Raw genomic sequence first — 21863 nt, forward strand, 5'->3', positions numbered from 1 at the left:
TGATCAATATGCTCGTTGCTGCTTGCCTGCTGTGAATCTGTTTGCCCAACACCGTCTGCTGAGTATCGCGCTGGGCGTTTCGCTGCTGGTGCATGGTCTGTTGCTGGCCGTGCACTTCGTCGCCCCCGACGCCTTGCGCTTCAAGCCGTCCGATCCTGATCTGGAAGTCATCCTGGTCAATGCCAAGCATGACAAAAAGCCGGTCCAGGCCCAGGCGCTGGCCCAGGCCAACCTGGATGGTGGCGGCAATGCCGAGGATGGCCGCGCCAAGTCGCCGCTGCCGGACATGCAGCATGTCGAGAGCGGCGACAGCGTCAAGGCGGCGCAACGCAAGGTGGCCGAGCTGGAACAGCAGCAGCGCAAGATGCTGGCGCAGTTGCAGGCCTCGCAGCAGCATGTGACCAGCGCCGACCAGCATCAGCCCACCCAGGCGCCGCAACCGGATGCGCGCGACCTGACCGAAACGGCGCGCGCCATGGCGCGCATGGAAGCCGAGGTGGCCAAGGACATCGCGCAGTACAACAAGCGTCCGAAGAAGACCCAGATCACCCCCAGCACGCGTGAAGTGGGCTATGCCCAGTACTTCAAGGCCCTGCAGGACAGGATCGAAAAAGTCGGTACTCTCAATTTCCCGACTCGGGACGGCAAGAAACTCTATGGTGAATTGCTGGTGGTCATCCCGGTGTTTCAAGATGGCACCCTCTACGAACGCGATGGCGGCGTAGTGGTGCGTTCCAGTTCCGGCAATGCCGCGCTGGACCAGGCGGCGGTGGCCATCGTGCGGCGCTCGGCGCCCTTCGGTCGCTTCCCCGAGAATATGCGTACCAGCGGCAAGGATGACGTGTGGGAAGTCATCGTGACCTTCCGCTTCACGCGCGAGCAGGGTGTGCAGGCACAACTGGGGGCCGGTTGAGCAGAGCGGGGTAGGGCGAAGCCGGAACAGTATCGGACAGGACAACAGACAATAAAAGGGAACAGGCAAACCACCATGGATGAATACGTCGTCATCGGTAATCCCATTGCCCACAGCAAGTCGCCCGAGATCCATGCGCGGTTTGCTGTCCAGACCGGCCAGCAGCTGCACTACGATCGCCTGCTGGTGCCGCTGCGCGGTTTCAAGGCAGCCGTGCAGGTATTCCAACGGCGCGGCGGATGCGGCGCCAACGTCACTGTTCCCTTCAAGCTGGAAGCCCACGCCCTGGCCGACCAGTTGACCGAGCGCGCGCGCCTGGCCGGCGCGGTCAATACCCTCAAGTTCGAAGGGGGCCGCATCCTGGGGGACAACACCGATGGTGCCGGCCTGGTCACCGACATCATGAGCAATGCCGGCCAGGCGCTGGCAGGGCGTCGCATCCTGTTGCTGGGCGCCGGTGGCGCTGCACGCGGGGCCTTGCTGCCGCTGTTGCAGCAAAAGCCGCGCGAATTGGTGATCGTCAACCGTACTGCCACCAAGGCAGCCGAGCTGGCCAAGCTGTTTGTCGAATACGGCCCGGTGCGCAGCGTGGCCTATGCCGAGCTGGACGGGGTGTTCGATGTCATCATCAACGCCACGTCGGCCAGCCTCTCGGACGACCTGCCACCCTTGCCGGTGGCGGTGTACGGCTGCGAAACCCTGGCCTACGACATGATGTATGGCCGCCAGCCTACCGTGTTCATGCACAGCGCCCAGCAGCACGGCGCCAGCGTGCGCGATGGCCTGGGCATGTTGGTGGAGCAGGCCGCTGAAGCCTTCCAGTGGTGGCGCGGGGTGCGCCCGGCTACTGCCGAGGTGTTCGCCAGCCTGCGCCAGCAACTGTCGCAGTAATTGAGCCGCAATAAGTGATCTGATCTCTGAGCTTTGACCCCTGACCTCTGACCTCTGACCTCTGACCTCTGACCTCTAGATCACTGCATGACCACACCATGAGAACACCCTGCAACGACAGAACAAGAACAGGCACATGAAATCGCTACGCAAGCTGCTCTTCTGGATCATCGTCCTGCCCATCACTCTGGTGCTGCTATTGCAGTTGTATTTCTTCGTCCAGATCTGGTGGTGGAAGGATCACAACCCGGATTCGACCAGCTTCATGCGTCACCAGTTGGAACTGTTGCGCGAGAAGGATCCCAACGCCCAACTGCAATTCCGCTGGGTGCCCTATGCGCGCATCTCCAACAATCTCAAGCGCGCCATCATCGCCTCCGAGGATGCCAATTTCACCGAGCATGACGGCATCGATTGGGAGGCTCTGCAAAAGGCCTACGAAAAGAACGAGAAGAAGGGCAAGGTCGTGGCCGGTGGTTCCACCATCACCCAGCAACTGGCCAAGAACCTGTTCCTCTCGGGCGAACGCAGTTACCTGCGCAAGGGCCAGGAATTCATCATCACCTACATGCTGGAATTCCTGCTGGACAAGCAGCGCATCTTCGAGATCTACCTCAACGTGGTGGAGTGGGGCAATGGCGTCTTTGGTGCCGAGGCCGCGGCCCAGCATTACTACCGCACCACCGCAGCCGGCCTGGGTGCGGAGCAGGCCGCACGGCTGGCGGTGATGCTGCCGCGTCCGCGCTACTACGACCGCAACCGTGGCTCGGGCTACCTGGCTGCGCGTACCAGCCTGATTCTGCGCCGCATGAACGCGGCCACGCTGCCGCCGGTGCACAAGTAATCCACCTGGGCTGCCGCGCCCAGATGACCGCCGTATGACAGCGGCCCGCTGCTGACCACAGCGGCGCCGCTCGTGCTTGCCTGGCGTTGGGGTTGAACGTACACTTGCGCACGTTTCGCGCCTGTCGCGCCAGGCCGCTTGTCCCCCATCCGCGTTCCACCCAGCGAGAACCCATGATCAATGTATTCGTATTGCAAAACGGACGACTGAGCCAGGTCAACATCGACAGCCGCACCGACCTGGAACAGGCCGCGCCGGTCTGGGTGGACCTGACCGAACCGAACGATGAGGAACGGGCCTGGGTCAAGAGCATCTATGGCGTCACCCTGCCGGACGAAGATGAGTTCAGCGACATCGAAGCCTCGGCCCGCTACTTCGAAGCCGAAAACGGCGACCTGCACCTACGCACCGATTTCCTGTTCGAAGGCGACGACGATACCTCCTCGACCATGACGGTGGCCTTCATCCTGGCCCGCAATATCCTCTTCTCGGTCCATGCCGAAGACCTGCCGGTGTTTCGCCTGGTGCGGATGCGCGCGCGTTCGCGGCCCGGCTCGATTGGCGACTACCGCGACGTGCTGCTCGATCTCTATGAGACCGACGCCGAATATTCGGCCGACGCGCTCGAAGGCATCTACCAGAAACTGGAAGCGGTCAGCACCAGCGTGTTGAAGAAAAGCCTGTCCGACCAGGACGCCGCCGAGGTGCTCAACACCATCGCCCACGAAGAAGACTTGAACGGACGCATTCGCCGCAACATGATGGATACCCGGCGCGCAGTGAGCTTCCTGATGCGCGGCCGGCTATTGAGTTCAGAGCAGTTCGAGGATGCGCGCCAGATCCTGCGCGACATCGAATCGCTGGACGGCCACACCGCCTTCCTGTTCGACAAGATCAACTTCCTGATGGACGCCACGGTGGGCTTCATCAACATCAACCAGAACAAGATCATCAAGATCTTCTCGGTGGCCTCGGTGGCCTTCCTGCCGCCGACCCTCATCGCCAGTATCTATGGCATGAACTTCAAGGTCATGCCGGAACTGGATTGGGCCGTGGGTTATCCGCTGGCCATCCTGATGATGGTCGGTTCGGCCATCGCACCGTTCTGGTATTTCCGCCGCCGCGGCTGGTTGAATTGACGCCTGTCTGCTGAGGGCGACGTCCTCATTTCTCCGACAAGGATTGCCGGGCTTCTCCGATGCCGCACGCTGGCTGTGCGCGGCACACTGTGTCCATCGCACATTGCATCGATGCATTTTTTGTCGAGGAGAATCCCATGTCCATCCGTCACCACTACATTTCGCTGGCCATCGTCAGCGCCAGCTTTGCCGGTATCCTGATCGGCTGCGCCAGCCCGCAGCAACCCTATGGCGCCGCGCCGTCCTCGCAGGACTATGAACGCGTGGCCTCCTATTCCGGTACCGGTGTGGTCGAGGCCATCGAAGTGACCCACAAGGAGAGCAATGGCGTGGCCGGTGCAGTCGTGGGTGGCGTGGCCGGTGGCCTGCTGGGCAATGCCGTGGGTGGTGGCACCGGGCGTACCTTGGCCACCGTGGCCGGGGCCGCAGGTGGCGCCTATGCCGGCAACCAGGTCCAGCGCAACAATTCGGCCGGCCACCAGGTCTATAACATCCGCGTGCGCATGAACGATGGTTCCTTGCAGACTTTTGCGCAGGAAGATAATACCGATTTCCGCGTCGGTGACCGCGTGCGGCTGGATAACGGTCGTATCAGTCGTTACTGATCCGATTGATATCTGAGCTCTGATCTCTAACATTTCTCACATTCATAGCGATCAGGCCCGTGAGTGATACGGCGCGCCAAAAAGCCGTCCTGCATGACGCCGGACGGCTTTATCGTTGCTGCGGGACTGCCCTCAAGCCGGATACAGCGCCCCCAGCACCCGCAAGCCACGCGCCCCGGTCACGGCTGGCAGATTGCCCGGCAAGCGCAGATCGAAACGTCGTGCCAGCCAGGCAAAGGCCAGCGCCTCGACATGCTGGGGCGCCACGCCCAATACCGCCGTGGATTGCACGCTGGTGTGCGGTGGCAGTTGCTGCTGCAACATGCGCATGAGCAAGGCATTGCCTACGCCGCCGCCGCAGACATAGACTTGGCGCGCATCGGCGGCATGGAGGCTGATGGCGTCGGCAATCGTGCTGGCCGTGAGCATGGCCAGCGTGGCTTGCACGTCATTGGCGGCAATCGCCTCTCCGGTGCGCGCCAGCGCCGCTTGCAACCAGTCCAGATGGAACAGGTCGCGGCCCGAACTCTTGGGCGGGGCGGCGTGGAAGAAGGCTTCTTCGCGCAGTTGCCGCAGCAGCCCGGCATGGACCTGGCCCGAGGCGCCCCAATCGCCATCGGTGTCATAGCTGCGTTGCTGGTGCAGCTGAATCCAGCCATCCAGCAAGGCATTGCCGGGGCCGGTGTCGAAACCCGAGGCGCCATCTTCCCCGGCCGGCAGGATGCTGATATTGGCGATGCCACCGATGTTGACCACCACCCGCGACTGCGTGGCATCGCCAAAGATGGCGCGATGGAAGGCCGGCACCAGCGGCGCGCCCTGGCCGCCGGCGGCCACATCACGGCTGCGCAGGTCGGCCACGATGTCGATACCGCACAGCTCGGCCAGCAGCGCCGGGTTGTTGGTCTGGCGCGTAAAGCCCAGCTCGGGACGGTGGCGTATGGTCTGCCCATGCACGCCCACCATGCGGATATCGCCAGCGCTCTTGCCCGTCTGTAGTAGCAGTTGCGCCACGCAATCGGCGTAATGCACGGCCAGCGCATTGGCCGCCATCGCTTCGCGTTCGATCTCGTTGGGGCCGGCGGCCTGCAAGGCCATCAGGTCGGCGCGCAGGTGCTCGGGGAAGGGCACGTAGGCCGCCGCCAGCGTGGCCGCGAGGGTCTGGCCGTGGAATCGGGCCAGCACGCCATCGACGCCGTCGAGGCTGGTGCCGGACATCAGGCCGATATACAGATGGGAAGCGTCGGAAGAATCGTTCATGGCAGACAGGGCAAAAAAGAAAAGGGCGGCCGCTGATTCTACAGCGGCCGCCCCCACAGGCGATATGCGACAGTGGCCGCTTACTTGGCTGCCGCCAGCTTCACATCGGGCGCACCCGGCACGCGCAGCATGGCCATGCGATGCTGCATGTCGGCGGCTACCGCGCGGAAACGCTGCAGTTGCGGGCCGGTCAGGGCCTGGTTGTTGGGCACCTCCACCGACAGCGGATTGCGCGGCTGGTTGTTGACGCGGAACTCGTAATGCAGGTGCGGGCCGGTGGCCCAGCCGGTCATGCCGACGAAACCGATCACGTCATTCTGGCTGACCTTCATGCCCTTCTTGAGCTTGGGCGCGAAGCGGCTCATGTGGCCGTAGGCGGTGGAGTAACCGCTCCAGTGCTTGATGACGACGATGTTGCCGTAACCATTCTGCTGGCCCACGAAATCGATCACGCCATCAGCGGCTGCATGGATGGGCGTACCGGTGGGGGCTGCGAAGTCCACCCCGGTATGCTGCTTCCACTTGCCCAGGATGGGATGCAGGCGCATCGAGAAACCGGAAGAGATACGGGTGAAGGCCAGCGGCGACTTCAGGAAGGCTTTCTTGAGCGACTTGCCGTCGAAGGCGTAGTAGCCGCCGCCGCCGGTCTTGCTGGCCGGGTCGCTGAACCACACGGCCTGGTAGCGGTTGCCGGCATTGTCGAACTCACCGGCCAGCACGCGCCCGGTGCGCACCAGGTCGCCGTTCTGGTAGTAGGTCTCGTAGACCACGTTGAAGCGGTCGCCACGGCGCAGGTCGGAGGCGAAGTTGATGTTGGTGGCGAACATGTCCACCAGTTGCATGGCCACCGCATCGGGGATCTGCGCGGCATCGGTGGCGGCAAAGAGCGAGGAGTAGATGATGCCGGCGCGCATTTCCACGCGCCGCTCCAGCACGGCCGGCTGGGCTTGGGCGGTGAGCTTGCCGTCCTGGCGCGAAATGACCAGGTTCTTGGGGGTGTCGCTGCCATCGTCCAGCGTAGCCGAGAGCTTGACCAGTTCGCCATTGTCATCGGTCTGGGCCACTACCCGCTTGCCGGCGCGCAACTGCATCACCGAGCGCGCCAGGGTATCGGACTTGATGAAGGCGGTGGCTTCATCGTCATCCACGCCCAGACGGTTGAGCAGGCTGGCCAGGGTGTCGCCGCTGCGTACCCGCTCTTCGTTGACGTAATACTGCGAGCGTTCTTCCAGCGCGCTGATCTGCTGTTGCAGGTCGGGCAAGGCCAGTTCCTTGGAAATCGGATTGACCGGGGCATCGCGCAGGTCCGGCTCGGCCGGCGCGAAGCCGGCGGCACCGATGGTGAAGGCCGCAAGGAACAGGGCGCTGGCGCCGATGATGCGCGTCTTGGGCGAGGAGGCGGCGACTTTGTGGTGGCAGGACTGCAACGCGGAGCAGCACCGGGACGTGAGGTGCTTGAGCTTATCTTGTGGGAACATGCAAACCGAATACGTTAAAATCTGATGTTTCCGTGGCGGAGGGCGGGTATTGGCTGCACATGCGGCGTTCCTGTCCCCTCGCCGTATTGCGCCCGCGTAACAATCTGCTACCGCACGGGTTGAAATTTTTTCTGCTGATGAGCTTCTGAGGCCGCGTCCTGGCGCTGGGCAGAAAAAACGAAAGTCGGGATTATAGCAACACGATTTAGCGGTCCTGTCCTACAAAAGCCTATTTTTTAGTTATATCGATGAACGCCGACCAGTCCACCTCCGCCGCTGCTGCTTTGACCTCTGCAGCTCCTTCCCGTTTGCCCCTCACCGACAAGGTCCAGGAGGCGCTGGCCATCACCAAACGCGGCATCGATGAACTGCTCATCGAAAGCGAATTTGCGCAAAAGCTGGCGCGCGCCGAGCAAAGCGGCCAACCGCTGCGCATCAAGCTGGGCCTGGACCCGACCGCGCCCGATCTGCACCTGGGTCACACGGTGGTGTTGAACAAGATGCGCCAGTTGCAGAACCTGGGCCACCAGGTGATCTTCCTGATCGGCGACTTCACCTCCATGATCGGCGACCCGTCCGGCCGCAACGCCACCCGTCCGCCGCTGTCGCGCGAACAGATCGAGATCAACGCCAAGACCTACTTCGCCCAGGCCAGCCTGGTGCTGGATCCGTCCAAGACCGAGATCCGCTACAACTCCGAATGGTGCGACGCCCTGGGCAGCCGCGGCATGATTCAGCTGGCCTCGCGTTACACCGTGGCGCGCATGATGGAGCGCGATGATTTCACCAAGCGCTTCAAGGAAGGCACGCCGATCTCGGTGCATGAATTCCTCTACCCGTTGATGCAGGGTTACGACTCGGTGGCCCTGAAGTCCGATTTGGAACTGGGCGGCACCGACCAGAAGTTCAACCTGCTGGTGGGTCGCGAACTGCAGAAGGATTTCGGCCAGGAGCCGCAGTGCATCCTGACCATGCCGCTCCTGGAAGGTCTGGACGGCGTGGAAAAGATGTCCAAGTCCAAGGGCAACTACATCGGCATCACCGAGCCGGCCAACACCATGTTCGCCAAGGTGATGAGCATTTCCGACGTGATGATGTGGCGCTACTACGAGCTGCTGTCGTTCCGCTCCATTGCCGAGATCGCCGGCTTCAAGGCTGAGGTCGAGGCTGGCCGGAACCCGCGCGACATCAAGGTGGCCCTGGCCCAGGAAATCGTGGCGCGCTTCCATTCGCAGCAGGCCGCCGAAGATGCGTTGGCCGACTTCGTGAACCGCTCCAAGGGCGGCATCCCGGACGACATCCCGGAAGTCTCGTTGTCCGGCGCCCCGTTGGGCATCGGCCAGTTGTTGAAGCAAGCCAACCTGTGCGCCTCCACTTCCGAAGCGCTGCGCATGGTGGAGCAGGGCGGTGTGCGCATCGATGGCACTGTCATCAGCGACAAGGGCTTGAAGGTCGAAGCCGGCCAGTGCGTGGTACAGGTGGGCAAGCGCAAGTTCGCGCGCGTCACCCTGGCGTAAGCTGGAGCGCGCATGATCGCCCTGTTGCAGCGGGTCAGCCAGGCTGCGGTTGTGGTGGAGGGCCAGACCCTGGGTGCCATCGGCTGCGGCCTGATGGTGTTGGTCTGCGCCGAGCGCCACGACACCGTGACCCAAGCCGATGCCCTGTTGAAGAAGCTGCTGGCCTATCGCGTCTTCAGCGATGAGGCCGGCAAGATGAATCGCAGCGTGACCGATGTGCAAGGCGGCTTGTTGCTGATCCCGCAGTTCACGCTGGCGGCCGATACCAAGTCGGGGACGCGCCCCTCCTTTACCCCGGCGGCCGCGCCGGAACTGGGACGGCAATTGTTCGACCACTTCGTCGAGCGTGCCCGGGCGCAGCATGGGCAGGATAGGGTCGGCACGGGCCGCTTCGGGGCCGATATGAAGGTTTCTCTGACCAATGATGGTCCAGTGACGTTCTGGCTGCAGGTTGGCCCGGTCAACCCGAAGCTGCCCTCAGCCGATATGAAGGATATGCAATAAAACGTAAGCCGGGATTGAAGCCCGTCCGCGCGTCCCCACATGAATTTGCAACGTGTTCTGAATCTGGCCTTACTTTAGGAGGTGATATGAAATTCTGGAGCGATTCTTTCAAGGACGGCGGCAACATCCCCGGTGAATTCGCCTTCGCGGTGATGGACCCCAAGACCCACGTCGCACTCTCGGCCAATCGCAATCCCCATTTCGCCTGGAGCGAGCTGCCGGCAGGCACCAAGTCGCTGGCGCTGGTGGTGCACGACCCCGACGTTCCCTCGCGTGGCGACGACGTCAACCAGGAAGGCAAGACCGTGCCGCTGGAATTGCCGCGCGTCGATTTCTATCACTGGACCCTGGTCGATATTCCTGCCAGTGTCAGCCAGATCAAGGCCGGCCAGTTCAGCAATGGCGTGAGCGCACGCGGCAAGCCGGGTCCGGCGGTGCTGGGCGATGTCATGCCGGGCGCGCGCCAGGGCATCAACGACTACACCGGCTGGTTTGCCGGCGACGGCGATATGCGCGGCGACTACTTCGGCTATGACGGCCCCTGCCCGCCGTGGAACGATGCGCTGGTGCATCGCTACATCTTCACCCTCTATGCACTGGACGTGGAACAGTTGCCGGTGGCCGGCAACCTGGAAGGCTCGGTGGTACTGACCGCGCTGCGCGACCATGTGCTGGAGCAAGCTTCGATCACCGGCCTGTACACCCTCAACCCCAACGCCGTACCGCGTAGCTGAACTCCCCGCATGACCGACATCCTGCTGATCCGCCACGGCGAAACCGACTGGAACGTGGACAAGCGCCTGCAAGGGCATATCGACATCGGCTTGAACCAGGCCGGCCAGCGACAGGTGCTGGCGCTGGGTGAGGCACTGGCGGGGGAGGGCATCGATGCCATCTTCGCCAGCGACCTGCAACGCGCCCGCGACACGGCCCAGGCCGTGGCCGATGCAGCAGGACTGGAGGTCTTGATCGATGCGGGCTTGCGCGAGCGCTGCTATGGCGCATTCGAAGGCCTGCGCCACATCGAGATCGAAGCACGTTATCCCGACGCCTATCGCCAATGGAAGGCGCGCGACCCGGACTACCGTTATCCGGCCGGCGAGCGTATTGCCGAGACCATGCGGGAGTTCTACGAACGTTCGGTGCAGGCCGTGCAGCGCGTGCTCGCCTCGGGCCGCTATCGCAAGGTTGTCATCGTCACTCATGGCGGCGTGCTGGAATGCGTGCATCACTGGGCCAGCCAGACTTCCTTCGCCCAGCCGCGCAGCTTCGACATCTTCAACGCCAGCGTCAACCGCCTGCACTGGGATGGCCAGCGCGCCCATATCTGCTCGTGGGGCGAGATCGGGCATCTCCAGCGGGAGGCGCTGGATGAGGTGGATCGCTGACATAAGTCCCGCATATACAATTCAGGATTTGGATAATATAAATACAAATCTTAAGTTGTAAATTAAAAATACAAAATAAAATGCGTAAGATGCATAAACAAAGTATGATTTGTTTAACGTCTTTCCGCAGCGGGGTTGTATGAGTGAATTTCCAGTCCGCACCGGCCACCAGCTACCTGAGCTGTTGCAGGCCTATCGCAAGCAGTCCGGCATGACCCAAAGCGAGGTCGCGCGCCGCCTGGGCGTGACCCAGCAGAACCTGTCCTCGCTGGAACGCAATGCCGACAAGGTGAGCGCCGAGCGCCTCATCGAGCTGCTCAATATCCTGGGCGTCGAGCTGGTGTTGCGCAAGATCGAAGCGGTCCCCTCCGACTCTCTTGCTTCCCCCTTGGATACACCCCAATGGTAACGGCACGCCGCCGCAAGCCCAAGGAGCTCGGCCTGTGGATGAATGGCAGTTTCGTGGGGACCTGGGCGCTGACGGCACAAGGCGACAGCCTGCAATATGACGCTCGCTGGGTCGCCTCCGCCAGCGGCCGGCCATTGTCGCTTTCCCTGCCTTTCCGACCGGGCAATCCCCCCCATCGCGGCGACCTGGTACGGCATTATTTCGAAAACCTGCTGCCTGACAGCAAAGCCATTCGCGAGCGGCTGGCACGCCGTTACCAGGCCGCCGATACCGATGCCTTCGCCCTGCTGGCCGAAGCCGGTCGCGATTGCGTGGGGGCCTTGCAGATATTGCCTCTTGGCACCACACCTGAGCTGTCTTGGAGCATTGATGCCCGCCCCTTGAGTGAGCGGGAAGTGGCCGAACTGCTGCACCAGACCCTGGAACCGACGCCCCTGGCCCTGATTGAGGGCGAGGAGTTGCGGCTCTCCATTGCCGGCGCCCAGGAAAAAACCGCCTTGCTGCGTCACCTTGACCAATGGTGTTGGCCGCATGGCGCCACGCCTACCACCCATATCCTGAAACTGCCCATGGGCCTGGTGGGCGGGCTCCAGCTCGATTTGCGCCATTCGGTCGAGAATGAGTGGCTGTGCTCACGCATCCTCGCCGCGTATGGGATGCCGGTCGCCGCCTGCGACATCCTCTGTTTCGAAGACCAGAAGGTGTTGGCGGTGGAGCGCTTCGACCGCCGCTGGAGCCGCGACCCCGCGAGCGGCCAGGCCATGCTGCTGCGCCTGCCGCAAGAAGACATGTGCCAGGCGACCGGCATCTCTCCCTGGTTGAAATATGAGGCCGATGGCGGCCCCGGCATGAAGGAGATCATGGCCTTGCTGGGCGGCGCCATCGATCCGGTGGCCGCGCGTCGGCACTTCTTCAAGGCGCAACTGCTGTTCTGGATGCTGTGGGCTACTGATGGTCATGCCAAGAATTTCTCGCTGTTCCTCAAGGCGGGGGGGCGCTACGAACCCACGCCCCTGTATGACGTGCTGTCGGTGTTTCCGCTCATTGGCGAAGGGCCGGGCAAGCTCTCCTCCCATCGCGCCGCCATGGCCATGGCAGTACGTGGCAAGAATGCCCATCGCAAGATGAAGGAAATACTGCCCCGGCACTGGATGGCGTTGGGTATTCATTTCGGTATCGTCGCCGAGAATGGCGACGGCCCCCGTGCCATCCTGCAAGAACTGGCCGAGCAGACGGACCAGGTCATTGCCAAGGTGCAAGCCGATCTGCCCCCAGGCTTCCCGTCAGAGCTGGCAGCATCCATCCTGGATGGCCTGCGTCGTTCGGCAAGCAGCCTCCTGTCATTCGTTCAAACCGCATGAAATTCCTGCCTGGTGATATAGGGTCTTGGTATTTAATTAATAATTGATTCTGCCCAATAAATAATCAGCCCCAAAGATGTAACCGCGCCCCATTCTTGCTGGGCGGGGGCCGTCAATCGCGCTAAAATAGCGCCCTTCCCCGAACCTCCCCCTGATCCACGTCGTGAACATTGGGCCCTATTCCCTGCGCAACAACGTGTTCGTCGCCCCCATGGCGGGTGTGACCGACCGTCCGTTCCGCCAGTTGTGCAAGCAACTGGGGGCAGGGTATGCCGTGTCCGAAATGGCGGCCTCCGATCCGCGGCTGTGGCACAGCGAGAAGACTTCGCGCCGCATCAACCATGATGGCGAGATGGAACCCAAGGCGGTGCAGATCGCCGGTGCCGATCCGGCTATGCTGGCCGATTGCGCGAAGTACAACGTCGAGCGCGGCGCGCAGATCATCGACATCAACATGGGCTGCCCGGTCAAGAAGGTCTGCAATAGCTGGTGCGGTTCGGCCCTGTTGCAGGACGAGGAACTGGTGGCGCGCATCCTCGATGCGGTGGTGTCGGCGGTGGACGTGCCGGTGACGCTGAAATTCCGTACCGGCTGGAACCGCGCCAACAAAAACGCTCTCAAGATCGCCGCCCGCGCCGAGGCCGCCGGCATCGCCATGCTGACCCTGCATGGCCGCACTCGCGCCGACGGCTATAGCGGTGAAGCGGAATACGAGACCATCGCCGCGGTCAAGGCGGCAGTGAAGATTCCGGTGGTGGCCAACGGCGACATCACCACCCCCGAGAAGGCGCGTGAAGTCTTGCGCATCACCGGGGCCGATGCCGTCATGGTCGGCCGTGCCGCCCAGGGGCGGCCCTGGATCTTTCGCGAGATCGATCACTTCCTGCGCACCGGCGACTTTCTGCCGGCGCCGCTGGTGAGCGAAGTGGAGCACCTGATGGCCGAGCACCTGCAGGCCCACTACGCGTTCTATGGCGAGTACCTGGGCGTGCGCACGGCGCGCAAGCATATCGGTTGGTATGTGCGCGACCTGCCGGGCGGCGAGCAGTTCCGTCGCAGCATGAACCGCATCGAAGACTGCGGCCAGCAGTTGCAGGCAGTGCGGCAATTCTTCGCCGACCAGGCCGCCCATGGCGAACGCCTGCAATACGAACTGGCCCAGGAGATGCAAGAGGTCCCGCTGGCCGCGTAGTGAGTGGGCCATGCACCGGCCCCATCGTCGGCACGGCAGGACAGGGTAGCGGATGCGCTGGCGCGCAATTGATCAACAAGACGGCATCACCACGCAACATCGCGCAAGGGGAAAATGGCGCATCGGGCCGTGTGTGGCGAGCCGACAAGAACAGAAGCAGCAGAGCAATGAGCAAAGAAAGTATTGAGGATGTCGTCAAGAAGAGCCTGGAAAAATATTTCCGGGATCTGGGTGAGCAGCTTCCGACCAATGTCTATGACATGGTCTTGTCCACCGTCGAAAAACCGGTCTTCGAGACCGTGATGGCGCGCGCCGAGGGCAACCAGTCCCAGGCCGCCGAAATCCTCGGCATCAATCGCAACACGCTGCGCAAGAAGCTGCAGCAGCACGGCCTGCTGTAGCCCACGGCCACTCCGGTGGTGGCGTCGCAGCTTTCTTCCACGGTTTCCCAGATTTCCTTTTCCTTACCAGTCTTGCCTACCATGATCAAACAAGCACTCATTTCCGTATCCGACAAGGCAGGCGTGCTCGACTTCGCGCGCGCGCTGTCCGCCATGGGCGTCAACATCCTGTCCACTGGCGGCACCGCCAAGCTGCTGGCCGACAACGGCGTGCCGGTCACCGAAGTGGCCGACTACACCGGCTTCCCGGAAATGCTGGATGGCCGCGTGAAGACGCTGCATCCCAAGGTGCATGGCGGCATCCTGGCGCGTCGCGATTTCCCCGAGCACGTCGCCGCCCTGGAACAGCACGGCATCCCCACCATCGACATGGTGGTGGTCAACCTCTACCCGTTCCAGCAGACCGTGGCCAAGGACGAATGCTCGCTGGAAGACGCGATCGAGAACATCGACATCGGCGGCCCGGCCATGCTGCGTTCCTCGGCTAAGAACCACAAGGACGTGATCGTCATCTGCGATCCGACCGACTACGAAGGCGTGCTGGCCGACCTGAAGTCCGGCGGCGACCTGCCTTATGAAAAGCGTTTCGCGCTGGCCAAGAAGGTCTTCGCCCACACCGCGCAGTACGATGGCGCCATCACCAATTACTTCACCTCGCTGGGTGAAGACAAGCAACACAGCACCCGCAGCGCCTACCCTGAGACCCTGAATCTTCACTTCGAGAAGGTCCAGGACATGCGCTACGGCGAAAACCCGCACCAGAGCGCCGCCTTCTACCGCGACATCAAGAAGGTCGATGGCGCCCTGGCCAACTACACCCAGCTGCAAGGCAAGGAACTGTCCTTCAACAACATCGCCGATGCCGATGCCGCCTGGGAGTGCGTCAAGAGTTTCGACCCCGCGCTTGAGGCCGCCTGCGTCATCATCAAGCACGCCAATCCCTGCGGCGTGGCCATCGGCGCCAACCCGCTGGAAGCCTACAGCAAGGCCTTGCAGACCGACCCGACCTCAGCCTTCGGCGGCATCATCGCCTTCAACCGCGAAGTGGACGCAGCCGCTGCTGAAGCCGTGGCCAAGCAATTCCTGGAAGTGCTGATCGCCCCGTCCTTCAGTGCAGAAGCCAAGCAGATCTTTGCGGCCAAGCAGAATGTGCGCCTGCTGGAAATCCCGTTGGGCAAGGGCCTCAATGGCTATGACTTCAAGCGCGTCGGTGGCGGCCTGCTGGTGCAGTCGCCGGATGCCAAGAACGTGCTGCTGGCCGACGTGAAGGTGGTCAGCAAGAAGCAGCCGACTCAACAGCAATTGCAGGACCTGATGTTCGCCTGGCGTGTGGCCAAGTTCGTCAAGTCCAATGCCATCGTCTTCTGCGGCAATGGCATGACTCTGGGCGTGGGCGCCGGCCAGATGAGCCGTATCGATTCGGCCCGCATCGCTTCCATCAAGGCCCAGAACGCCGGCCTGACCCTGGCCGGTTCGGCCGTGGCCTCGGACGCCTTCTTCCCGTTCCGTGATGGCCTGGATGTGGTGGTCGATGCCGGTGCGACCTGCGTCATCCATCCGGGTGGTTCGATGCGCGACCAGGAAGTCGTCGATGCTGCCAATGAGCGCGATGTCGTCATGCTGCTGACGGGTACCCGTCACTTCCGTCACTGATCGACAGCGTTTGCTGCAACGAAAACGCCGGGCTTCATGTCGGGCGTTTTTCGTGGTGGGCACCCTTGCAGCAGCAAGTCTGCGCATGGACCTGCCGGTGGTCCTTATCCCGATTGGCCGCCATCCGGCGATGTGTCCTACTCTGGATCTGTTCCAAGTGCTTCGAGCCGAGCACAATTCCATTTCCCATCCAATGCCGCCTGGTAGAGCATCCCCAAGGTCAGCGGCGTCCGCTCATACTTGGCCCGTTTCTTCTTGGACAAAACCATGTGGATCACCTCGATGAGGTTGAATCCCTCGCCGAGGAAATATCGGTCGAAACGATAGTCCCCAGGGTCGATGGAAAACGCCGCGAAGTAGCGATCGATGAAGTCAACGGCTTCATCGCCGGTGAGGTGCATGTCTCCGGTCAGCGTGGTGGTCCTCGCCAAGCGCATTTTGTCGCTGGTGCCATGTCGCTGTCGGACCCAGGCTTCAAAGGTGTCCCATGTCAGATTGTTCATGACAGAACTCTATCGTCAGGTTTGACGCGGCGGTTGTAGTTCGCCACAGCTCGAACGCTGATCGATGCAACGTTGTAAGCCATGAAGACCCATCCAACAACCGGGACAGCTCGTCCCACAAAAGCACCGATGTTTCTGGTCATGAGGATTTGGAGGCGCTTGATACTTTCTCGTGTCACCGTTGGCAAGATGCGTTTCTTCAGATCGTAGTTCAGGTATCTTCGAGACAATATGGATGCAACTGACGTACCCTTCGTCGCTCCCCTGGGCTTAGCGCGTGTGGGGATAATGTTTTCACCAGCGAGAATGGCAGCTGCCGCGCCAATATCGTCTACACCAAGTTCTTTGCAGGTCTCGTCGACAAAAATGTAGAACAGTAATTCATTTGGGGAGAGGTTTTCATGAATTCCATAGCGATACTTGTTCGTCATTATTTTTCCTATCTCGGATGAGTCAAGAAACAGTGGGGCTGTAAGAAGCCGTTCAGACAGCTCTGAATTGCCGAGGTTCGGAAAGAAGAACTACACTTTGGTGCTGTATTGTGGTGATGCCATGGAGGAAATCGTTAGGACGTCAAGCCGGCTTCAGTTGTCCTCGGTGATGAATCCTTCATGCAGCGCAATGCGCGTCATGGCGGCTTCAAAACGCTGGCGTGATTCTGAGGTCATTTGCCGCAGGTACTGATGCAATTGCGCATCGGCCAGATTGCGATTGGCGCACTGGGCGCTGTAGCGTTCGAACTGCGACAACTGCATCAGCAGCTCGGCCACGTGGCGCGGGCATTCGCAAGCCACCGTGGTGGACTGGTTGGCGAAGGCGATGAGCTCGTGGTCGCTCCAGCGGCGCTTGGCCGCTGCACTCGGCGGCAGGGTGTCGAGCTCGCGTGCGGGTGAGGACAAGGCCGCCAGTCCGCGCAGCCATTGCAGGATCACCACATCCGGTTGCGGCGCGCGCAACAGGCTGATGCCCACCGCGGCCAGCGTCTCGCACACGGCCTCGCTGGCAAATCCGTACAACACCGCCATCGGCAGGCCGCTCAAGGCCGGTGCCGAACTCTCCAGCGCGCCCAGCCAGCCGGCGTGCAATTGCGGTTCGTGCAGCAGCAACGCATCGACTTCTTCTCGTTTCAAGGCCATGGCGGCCTGCTCGATGCTGTCGAACGGGCCGAGCAATTGCAGGGGACGCCCCAGGCGCTGCACCAGCCCCGGCTTGTCCAGGCGCTGCGCCAGGCTGGCGCCGATCACGGCCAGCCGCCACTGGCCTGGCGCCGCCTGCGGGGCGGCGGGGCGCGCCGCGTGCAGTTCGGCATGGGTGGCCGCGACCTGGTGCAACTGCTCCATGTCCAGCCCGGCCAGGCTACCGATGGCATGACCCAGTTCGGTCAACTGGCGGATCAGCGCCAGGCGTCGTACGTCGGCTTCCGAGTACAGGCGCTGGCCGCTGGGCGAGAGCTGGCCCTGGGTGAGCGCATAGCGGCGCTCCCACACGCGCAGCGTGGCGACCGGCATTCGCAACATGCGTGCGACCGCGCCCGTGCGGCGCAAGGCTGGGCTGGCGGGTTTGTCCAGCGGGGAGGGGGTGGAAGACGTGGGCTCGGATGGGCGCATGGAGGCTCCGTTGAATCAGGTTTGACGCAGAGTATAGGTGATAAATCGGCGTCATGAATCAAGTATGGCAGATTTGTTCGCTACAATTCGATGTCATGAAACCCAGGAGCCAAGCCACCGGACACCGCGGCAACAAGGCGCACTTGCCCAGCAAGCCCTGCGCCGTGTGCGGATTGTCCATGACCTGGCGACGCTGTTGGGCGAAGAACTGGGAGCAGGTCAAGTACTGTTCCCAGGCCTGTCGCCGCCAGCGCGCCTCGGTTGGCCTTTGAGGAGTCGCACCATGTACCGCAAACACCAATTCGACCTGTTGCTGGATACGCCTGACCCGGACGATGCGACTGCGCCGCTCACCTCTCCCGTGACACCGGCGCCCCTGGCCGTGCTGTCCTTGCTGCCCACCCTGGCTGCCGCCCGCGAGCGCATCGCCGCCGTGCGTCCAGGCGCCTATGCACGTACCCGCAATAGCCTCGATGGCGCCGTCACCGGGCTGTCGCCCTATCTCACGCATGGCATGGTCAGCCTGCGCGAGGTGCTGGCCGGGGTATGCAGTCGTCATGCGCTGGAGGTGCAGCACAAGTTCGTCTATGAACTGGGTTGGCGCGCCTTCTACCGCTACGTCTGGGCGCGTCGCGGGGCGCGCATCTTCGACTCGCTGCATGGCGGCCCCTTGCCCGACGCGGCCTATGCCCGAGAACTGCCGGCCGACATCCGCGCCGGGGCCACCGGCCTGCCGGTGATCGACCAGGCCGTGCGCACCCTGTATCAGACCGGCACGCTGCACAACCATGCCCGCATGTGGCTGGCCAGCTACGTGGTTCACCTGCGCAAGGTGCATTGGCGTGCCGGCGCGGACTGGCTGGTCGGTCACCTGCTGGACGGCGACCTGGCCAGCAACCACCTGAGCTGGCAATGGGTGGCCGGCACCGGCAGCCACAAGCCCTATCTCTTCAATGCCGAGAACGTGGCCAGATACGCTCCGGTCGAGTGGCATAGCCCTGGCACGGTGGTGGATACCTCCTATGAAGCTTTAGGCGCAATAGCGCTCCATCCCGACCCGGTGGCCGCCGAACCCGCCCAGCGGGCGCGCCAGCGCTGCCAGGAGCCAGCCCTGCTGTCAGCACCACCTGAACATTTGTGCAGCGTGGCACCGGCGGCCCCAGCCGTGGCCGGGCGCGATGTCTGGCTGGTCCATCCCTGGAGCCTGGGCGAGTTGCCCGCTGATCTGCCGGCCGATACCCTGGTGCTGGGCCTCTATCTGTCGGATTTCCACCTGCTGTGGCCCTGGGCGCCGCGGCGCTGGGCCTTCGTCGGCGCCCGTATGAAGGAAATGACCGCCTTGTGCTGGCATGGCGATGCCGCCAGCGTCGGGCGCGCCTTGAAAGCCGCGCGCAGCGTGCGCTGCCAGGTCGATCCCCATCTTGCGCCGTGGTTGCCGTTGTGGGCGCAATGCGTCAATCCACCCGCATTGTTCCCGCCGGTGGACAAGCCCTGTGACCTGTTCACCCAATGGTGGCGGCGCAGCACCCAGGGTCTGCAGACGGCAGCCCAATTGCTGGCGCGTCAGAATGGGCGGGAGCGGTGCGATGGATAAGCCTGACAGCGCCTGCAAGGGCGAGCTGACCGTGCTCTATGACGGCGGCTGTCCCTTGTGTCGCCGTGAAATCGGTCTCTACCAGCGCATCGCCGAAGATGCCCCGCTGCGTTTCTGCGATATCAGCCAGGCCGCTGGCGCACCGCCGGAACTGCTGGACGGTCTGGATCGCGCAGACCTGCTGGCGCGCTTTCATGTGCGGCGCGACGATGGCGTTGTCTTCAGTGGAGCCGAAGCCTTTGTGAAGCTTTGGGCGACGTTGCCGGGATGGCGCTGGCTGGCCCGGCTGGCGCGCCTGCCGGGCATGTTGTGGCTGATGGAGCGTGGCTACCGGGGCTTCCTGCGCATTCGCCCGACCGTGCAGCGCCTGGTAGTGCGCCTGATCGGTTAGACTGGCGGGCATGAAAATCCTCGGTATCGACCCTGGCTTGCGTACCACCGGTTTCGGGGTCATCCACAAGCAGGGCAACACGCTGTCTTATATCGCCTCGGGCACTATCAAGAGCCCGGATGGCGATCTGCCTTCACGTCTGAAGGTGATCCTCTCCAGTGTTGGCGAAGTGGTGCGCACCTATGCGCCTGACTGCGCCGCCATCGAAAAGGTGTTCGTCAACGTCAACCCGCAATCGACGCTGCTGCTGGGGCAGGCTCGCGGCGCGGCGATCTGCGCGCTGGTGGCGGCTGACCTGGCGGTGGCCGAATACACCGCCTTGCAGGTCAAGCAAGCCGTGGCCGGCCATGGACGGGCGCAGAAGGCCCAGGTGCAGGAAATGGTGGCTCGGCTGCTGAAGCTGCCGGGCCTGCCCGGCACCGACGCGGCCGATGCGCTGGGTGTGGCGATCTGTCATGCGCACGGCGGCGGGGTCTTGTCCGACCTCGGCACGTTGGCCCCGGCGCTGGCGCGCAAGGGTATACGGATGCGCGGCGGGCGCCTGGTCGGCTAGTTTTTCTTGAACCGGGCCAGCACGCGCTGCACCAGCGTCACCCCCGCCAGTACTACGCCCCCGGCCAGCACGCCAAAGATGGCATTCAAGACGGTCGGCGTGATGGCGCCCAGTACCGGCCCGATCACCGCCAGATCGCCCACCACCACGGCGGCATGTTCGATGGCGTGATGCGCTAGCGGCAAGCCGTGCGTCAAGATGCCGCCGCCCACCATGAACATGGCGATGGTGCCAATCACCGAGAGACTGCGCATCATCCCTGGCGCTGCGGCCAGGATGGCGCGCCCGATGCCGGCCTTGACCCGCCCCCAGGGGCTGGTGCCGGCGTGCTGCACCAGGTACAGGCCGCCATCATCGAGCTTGACGATGCCCGCCACCAGGCCATAGACGCCCGCCGTCATGATCAGCGCAATGCCCACCAGTACCGTGATCTGCTGCTGCAAGGGCGCCCCGGCCACGGTGCCCAGGGTGATGGCGATGATCTCGGCCGAGAGGATGAAATCGGTGCGCACGGCATCCTTGATCTTGTCCTGCTCGTAGTGCACCGGGTCGATGTCTTCCGGCGCCGTGGCGGCGACTTCATGATGTTCTTCTTCATGCGGAAGATACTTGTGGGCCAGTTTCTCGAAGCCTTCAAAGCAGAGAAAGGCGCCACCCAGCATCAACAGCGGCGTCACCGCCCAGGGGATGAAGGCGCTGATGGCCAGCGCTGCCGGCACCAGGATCGCCTTGTTCTTCAGTGAACCCTTGGCTACCGCCCACACCACCGGCAATTCACGCTCGGCGCGCACGCCTGCGACCTGCTGGGCGTTCAGGGCCAGGTCGTCGCCCAATACGCCAGCGGTCTTCTTGGCGGCCACCTTGGTCATCAGGGAAACGTCGTCCAGAACGGTGGCGATGTCATCAATCAATGCGAAAAGGGCGCTGCCGGCCATGTTTTTCCTTTGTCTTGGTCTAAGCGGGTGATAAGTGTGTGATGAGCAGGTGAGGGTCGATACTGTTTATCCGAACAGTGCTGTATCATCGCGGGATTATCACAGAAGCTGCCTTCCAGGCACATCCTTGACGCCATGATCGGTCGCCTCTCCGGAATTCTTCTAGAAAAACTCCCTCCCAATCTGCTGGTGGATTGCCAGGGCGTCGGCTACGAAGTGGCCGTGCCCATGAGCACCTACTACAACCTGCCGGCCGTGGGCGAGAAGGTCACGTTGCTGACACACCTGGCCATCCGCGAGGATGCGCACATCCTGTTCGGGTTTGGGACTGCTGAAGAACGCAATACGTTCAAGGAGCTGATCAAGATTTCCGGGGTCGGTGCGCGTACCGCACTGTCCATCCTGTCGGGCATGTCGGTGTCGGACCTGGCGCAGGCCGTGAGCCTGCAGGAAGCCGGTCGCCTGACCCGCGTGCCCGGCATCGGCAAGAAGACCGCCGAACGCCTGCTGCTGGAATTGAAGGGCAAGCTGGGTGCGGATCTGGGCGTGGCCCCCGGCGTGGTCCACAGCGATGCCACGGCCGACATCCTCAACGCCCTGCTGGCGCTGGGCTATTCGGACAAGGAAGCGAGTCTGGCCATGAAGCAGGTACCCAAGGAGGCCAGCGTCTCGGACGGCATCAAGCTGGCCCTCAAGGCGCTCTCCAAGGCCTAAGGCGGGGCAGA

Annotated in this window: 25 protein-coding genes; 19 read left to right on the top strand and 6 right to left on the bottom strand. The window is 62.8% G+C overall.

Going from position 1 to position 21863, the window contains the following annotated elements:
- Nucleotides 1-31 precede the first annotated feature (31 nt).
- The 5 genes from RC54_RS01910 (at nt 32) to RC54_RS01930 (ending at nt 4392) form a co-directional block, all read left to right on the top strand.
- On the top strand, nt 32-913 hold the full coding sequence (locus tag RC54_RS01910; protein WP_174526139.1) for a TonB C-terminal domain-containing protein: 882 nt from the start codon (nt 32-34) through the stop codon (nt 911-913).
- A 75-nt stretch (nt 914-988) separates the two neighbouring features.
- Nucleotides 989-1804 carry a shikimate dehydrogenase gene (gene aroE, locus RC54_RS01915; RefSeq protein WP_061790266.1) on the top strand — a complete coding sequence of 272 codons (816 nt, stop codon included), beginning with the start codon at nt 989-991 and terminating at the stop codon, nt 1802-1804.
- A 136-nt stretch (nt 1805-1940) separates the two neighbouring features.
- Nucleotides 1941-2648, top strand: coding sequence for a monofunctional biosynthetic peptidoglycan transglycosylase (gene mtgA / locus RC54_RS01920; RefSeq protein ID WP_058894048.1), 708 nt, complete (start codon nt 1941-1943; stop codon nt 2646-2648).
- Between the two features lie 173 nt (nt 2649-2821).
- Nucleotides 2822-3787, top strand: coding sequence for a magnesium/cobalt transporter CorA (gene corA / locus RC54_RS01925; RefSeq protein ID WP_017452005.1), 966 nt, complete (start codon nt 2822-2824; stop codon nt 3785-3787).
- Nucleotides 3788-3924: 137 nt separating this feature from the next.
- On the top strand, nt 3925-4392 hold the full coding sequence (locus RC54_RS01930) for a glycine zipper 2TM domain-containing protein (RefSeq protein ID WP_058894049.1): 468 nt from the start codon (nt 3925-3927) through the stop codon (nt 4390-4392).
- A 132-nt stretch (nt 4393-4524) separates the two neighbouring features.
- Here RC54_RS01930 and RC54_RS01935 read toward each other — a convergent pair whose 3' ends face one another.
- A complete protein-coding gene (locus RC54_RS01935) occupies nt 4525-5652 on the bottom strand; it encodes an anhydro-N-acetylmuramic acid kinase (RefSeq protein ID WP_061790267.1) in 1128 nt (375 codons plus the stop codon).
- Nucleotides 5653-5732: 80 nt separating this feature from the next.
- The gene (locus RC54_RS01940; RefSeq protein ID WP_061790268.1) at nt 5733-7130 is read right to left on the bottom strand and encodes a M23 family metallopeptidase; all 1398 of its coding nucleotides are present in this window, start codon (nt 7128-7130) and stop codon (nt 5733-5735) included.
- A gap of 248 nt (nt 7131-7378) precedes the next feature.
- Between RC54_RS01940 and tyrS the strand changes: the two genes are divergently transcribed.
- The 9 genes from tyrS to purH all read left to right on the top strand — a co-directional run bounded on the left by tyrS (nt 7379) and on the right by purH (nt 15555).
- Nucleotides 7379-8647 carry a tyrosine--tRNA ligase gene (gene tyrS, locus RC54_RS01945; RefSeq protein WP_061790269.1) on the top strand — a complete coding sequence of 423 codons (1269 nt, stop codon included), beginning with the start codon at nt 7379-7381 and terminating at the stop codon, nt 8645-8647.
- Nucleotides 8648-8659: 12 nt separating this feature from the next.
- A complete protein-coding gene (gene dtd, locus RC54_RS01950) occupies nt 8660-9151 on the top strand; it encodes a D-aminoacyl-tRNA deacylase (protein ID WP_061790270.1) in 492 nt (163 codons plus the stop codon).
- An 86-nt stretch (nt 9152-9237) separates the two neighbouring features.
- On the top strand, nt 9238-9885 hold the full coding sequence (locus RC54_RS01955; protein WP_017452010.1) for a YbhB/YbcL family Raf kinase inhibitor-like protein: 648 nt from the start codon (nt 9238-9240) through the stop codon (nt 9883-9885).
- A 9-nt stretch (nt 9886-9894) separates the two neighbouring features.
- Entirely contained in the window at nt 9895-10539 is a 645-nt protein-coding gene (locus tag RC54_RS01960) for a histidine phosphatase family protein (RefSeq protein ID WP_061790271.1), read from the top strand.
- A gap of 139 nt (nt 10540-10678) precedes the next feature.
- The gene (locus RC54_RS01965) at nt 10679-10948 is read left to right on the top strand and encodes a helix-turn-helix domain-containing protein (protein WP_061790272.1); all 270 of its coding nucleotides are present in this window, start codon (nt 10679-10681) and stop codon (nt 10946-10948) included.
- A complete protein-coding gene (locus tag RC54_RS01970; RefSeq protein WP_082803176.1) occupies nt 10942-12309 on the top strand; it encodes a type II toxin-antitoxin system HipA family toxin in 1368 nt (455 codons plus the stop codon). Before RC54_RS01965 ends, RC54_RS01970 begins: the two co-directional genes overlap by 7 nt.
- Before the next feature lie 163 nt (nt 12310-12472).
- Nucleotides 12473-13501 carry a tRNA dihydrouridine synthase DusB gene (gene dusB / locus RC54_RS01975; protein WP_061790273.1) on the top strand — a complete coding sequence of 343 codons (1029 nt, stop codon included), beginning with the start codon at nt 12473-12475 and terminating at the stop codon, nt 13499-13501.
- A gap of 167 nt (nt 13502-13668) precedes the next feature.
- Complete coding sequence (locus tag RC54_RS01980; protein WP_008117471.1) at nt 13669-13902, top strand: Fis family transcriptional regulator; 234 nt, start codon at nt 13669-13671, stop codon at nt 13900-13902.
- A gap of 81 nt (nt 13903-13983) precedes the next feature.
- Nucleotides 13984-15555 carry a bifunctional phosphoribosylaminoimidazolecarboxamide formyltransferase/IMP cyclohydrolase gene (purH, locus tag RC54_RS01985; protein ID WP_061790274.1) on the top strand — a complete coding sequence of 524 codons (1572 nt, stop codon included), beginning with the start codon at nt 13984-13986 and terminating at the stop codon, nt 15553-15555.
- A 137-nt stretch (nt 15556-15692) separates the two neighbouring features.
- Here the strand turns inward: purH and RC54_RS01990 are convergent, their stop codons facing one another.
- From RC54_RS01990 to RC54_RS02000, 3 genes are all read right to left on the bottom strand, one after another.
- Nucleotides 15693-16058, bottom strand: a complete 366-nt coding sequence (locus tag RC54_RS01990; protein ID WP_017452015.1) for a DUF1493 family protein — start codon at nt 16056-16058, stop codon at nt 15693-15695.
- Complete coding sequence (locus tag RC54_RS01995; RefSeq protein WP_017452016.1) at nt 16055-16489, bottom strand: STM2901 family protein; 435 nt, start codon at nt 16487-16489, stop codon at nt 16055-16057. The genes RC54_RS01990 and RC54_RS01995 overlap by 4 nt, the downstream gene beginning before the upstream one ends.
- A gap of 153 nt (nt 16490-16642) precedes the next feature.
- On the bottom strand, nt 16643-17665 hold the full coding sequence (locus RC54_RS02000) for a MerR family transcriptional regulator (RefSeq protein WP_082803177.1): 1023 nt from the start codon (nt 17663-17665) through the stop codon (nt 16643-16645).
- Between the two features lie 179 nt (nt 17666-17844).
- On the opposite strand from RC54_RS02000, the gene RC54_RS25950 reads away from it, so the two are divergent.
- The 4 genes from RC54_RS25950 to ruvC are packed head-to-tail and all read left to right on the top strand — an operon-like array spanning nt 17845 to nt 20203.
- Nucleotides 17845-17937, top strand: coding sequence for a DUF2256 domain-containing protein (locus RC54_RS25950; protein WP_373281457.1), 93 nt, complete (start codon nt 17845-17847; stop codon nt 17935-17937).
- Between the two features lie 11 nt (nt 17938-17948).
- Nucleotides 17949-19259, top strand: a complete 1311-nt coding sequence (locus RC54_RS02010; RefSeq protein ID WP_061790276.1) for an FAD-binding domain-containing protein — start codon at nt 17949-17951, stop codon at nt 19257-19259.
- Nucleotides 19252-19650, top strand: a complete 399-nt coding sequence (locus tag RC54_RS02015; RefSeq protein WP_373281456.1) for a thiol-disulfide oxidoreductase DCC family protein — start codon at nt 19252-19254, stop codon at nt 19648-19650. Before RC54_RS02010 ends, RC54_RS02015 begins: the two co-directional genes overlap by 8 nt.
- A 10-nt stretch (nt 19651-19660) precedes the next feature.
- The gene (gene ruvC, locus RC54_RS02020; protein WP_058894063.1) at nt 19661-20203 is read left to right on the top strand and encodes a crossover junction endodeoxyribonuclease RuvC; all 543 of its coding nucleotides are present in this window, start codon (nt 19661-19663) and stop codon (nt 20201-20203) included.
- Here ruvC and RC54_RS02025 read toward each other — a convergent pair.
- The gene (locus tag RC54_RS02025) at nt 20200-21138 is read right to left on the bottom strand and encodes a DUF808 domain-containing protein (RefSeq protein ID WP_058894064.1); all 939 of its coding nucleotides are present in this window, start codon (nt 21136-21138) and stop codon (nt 20200-20202) included. The genes ruvC and RC54_RS02025 overlap by 4 nt on opposite strands.
- A gap of 135 nt (nt 21139-21273) precedes the next feature.
- On the opposite strand from RC54_RS02025, the gene ruvA reads away from it, so the two are divergent.
- Complete coding sequence (gene ruvA / locus RC54_RS02030; RefSeq protein ID WP_061790278.1) at nt 21274-21852, top strand: Holliday junction branch migration protein RuvA; 579 nt, start codon at nt 21274-21276, stop codon at nt 21850-21852.
- Nucleotides 21853-21863 lie beyond the last annotated feature (11 nt).

It is taken from the genome of Herbaspirillum rubrisubalbicans (genome assembly GCF_003719195.1).
Lineage (GTDB): Bacteria > Pseudomonadota > Gammaproteobacteria > Burkholderiales > Burkholderiaceae_D > Herbaspirillum > Herbaspirillum rubrisubalbicans.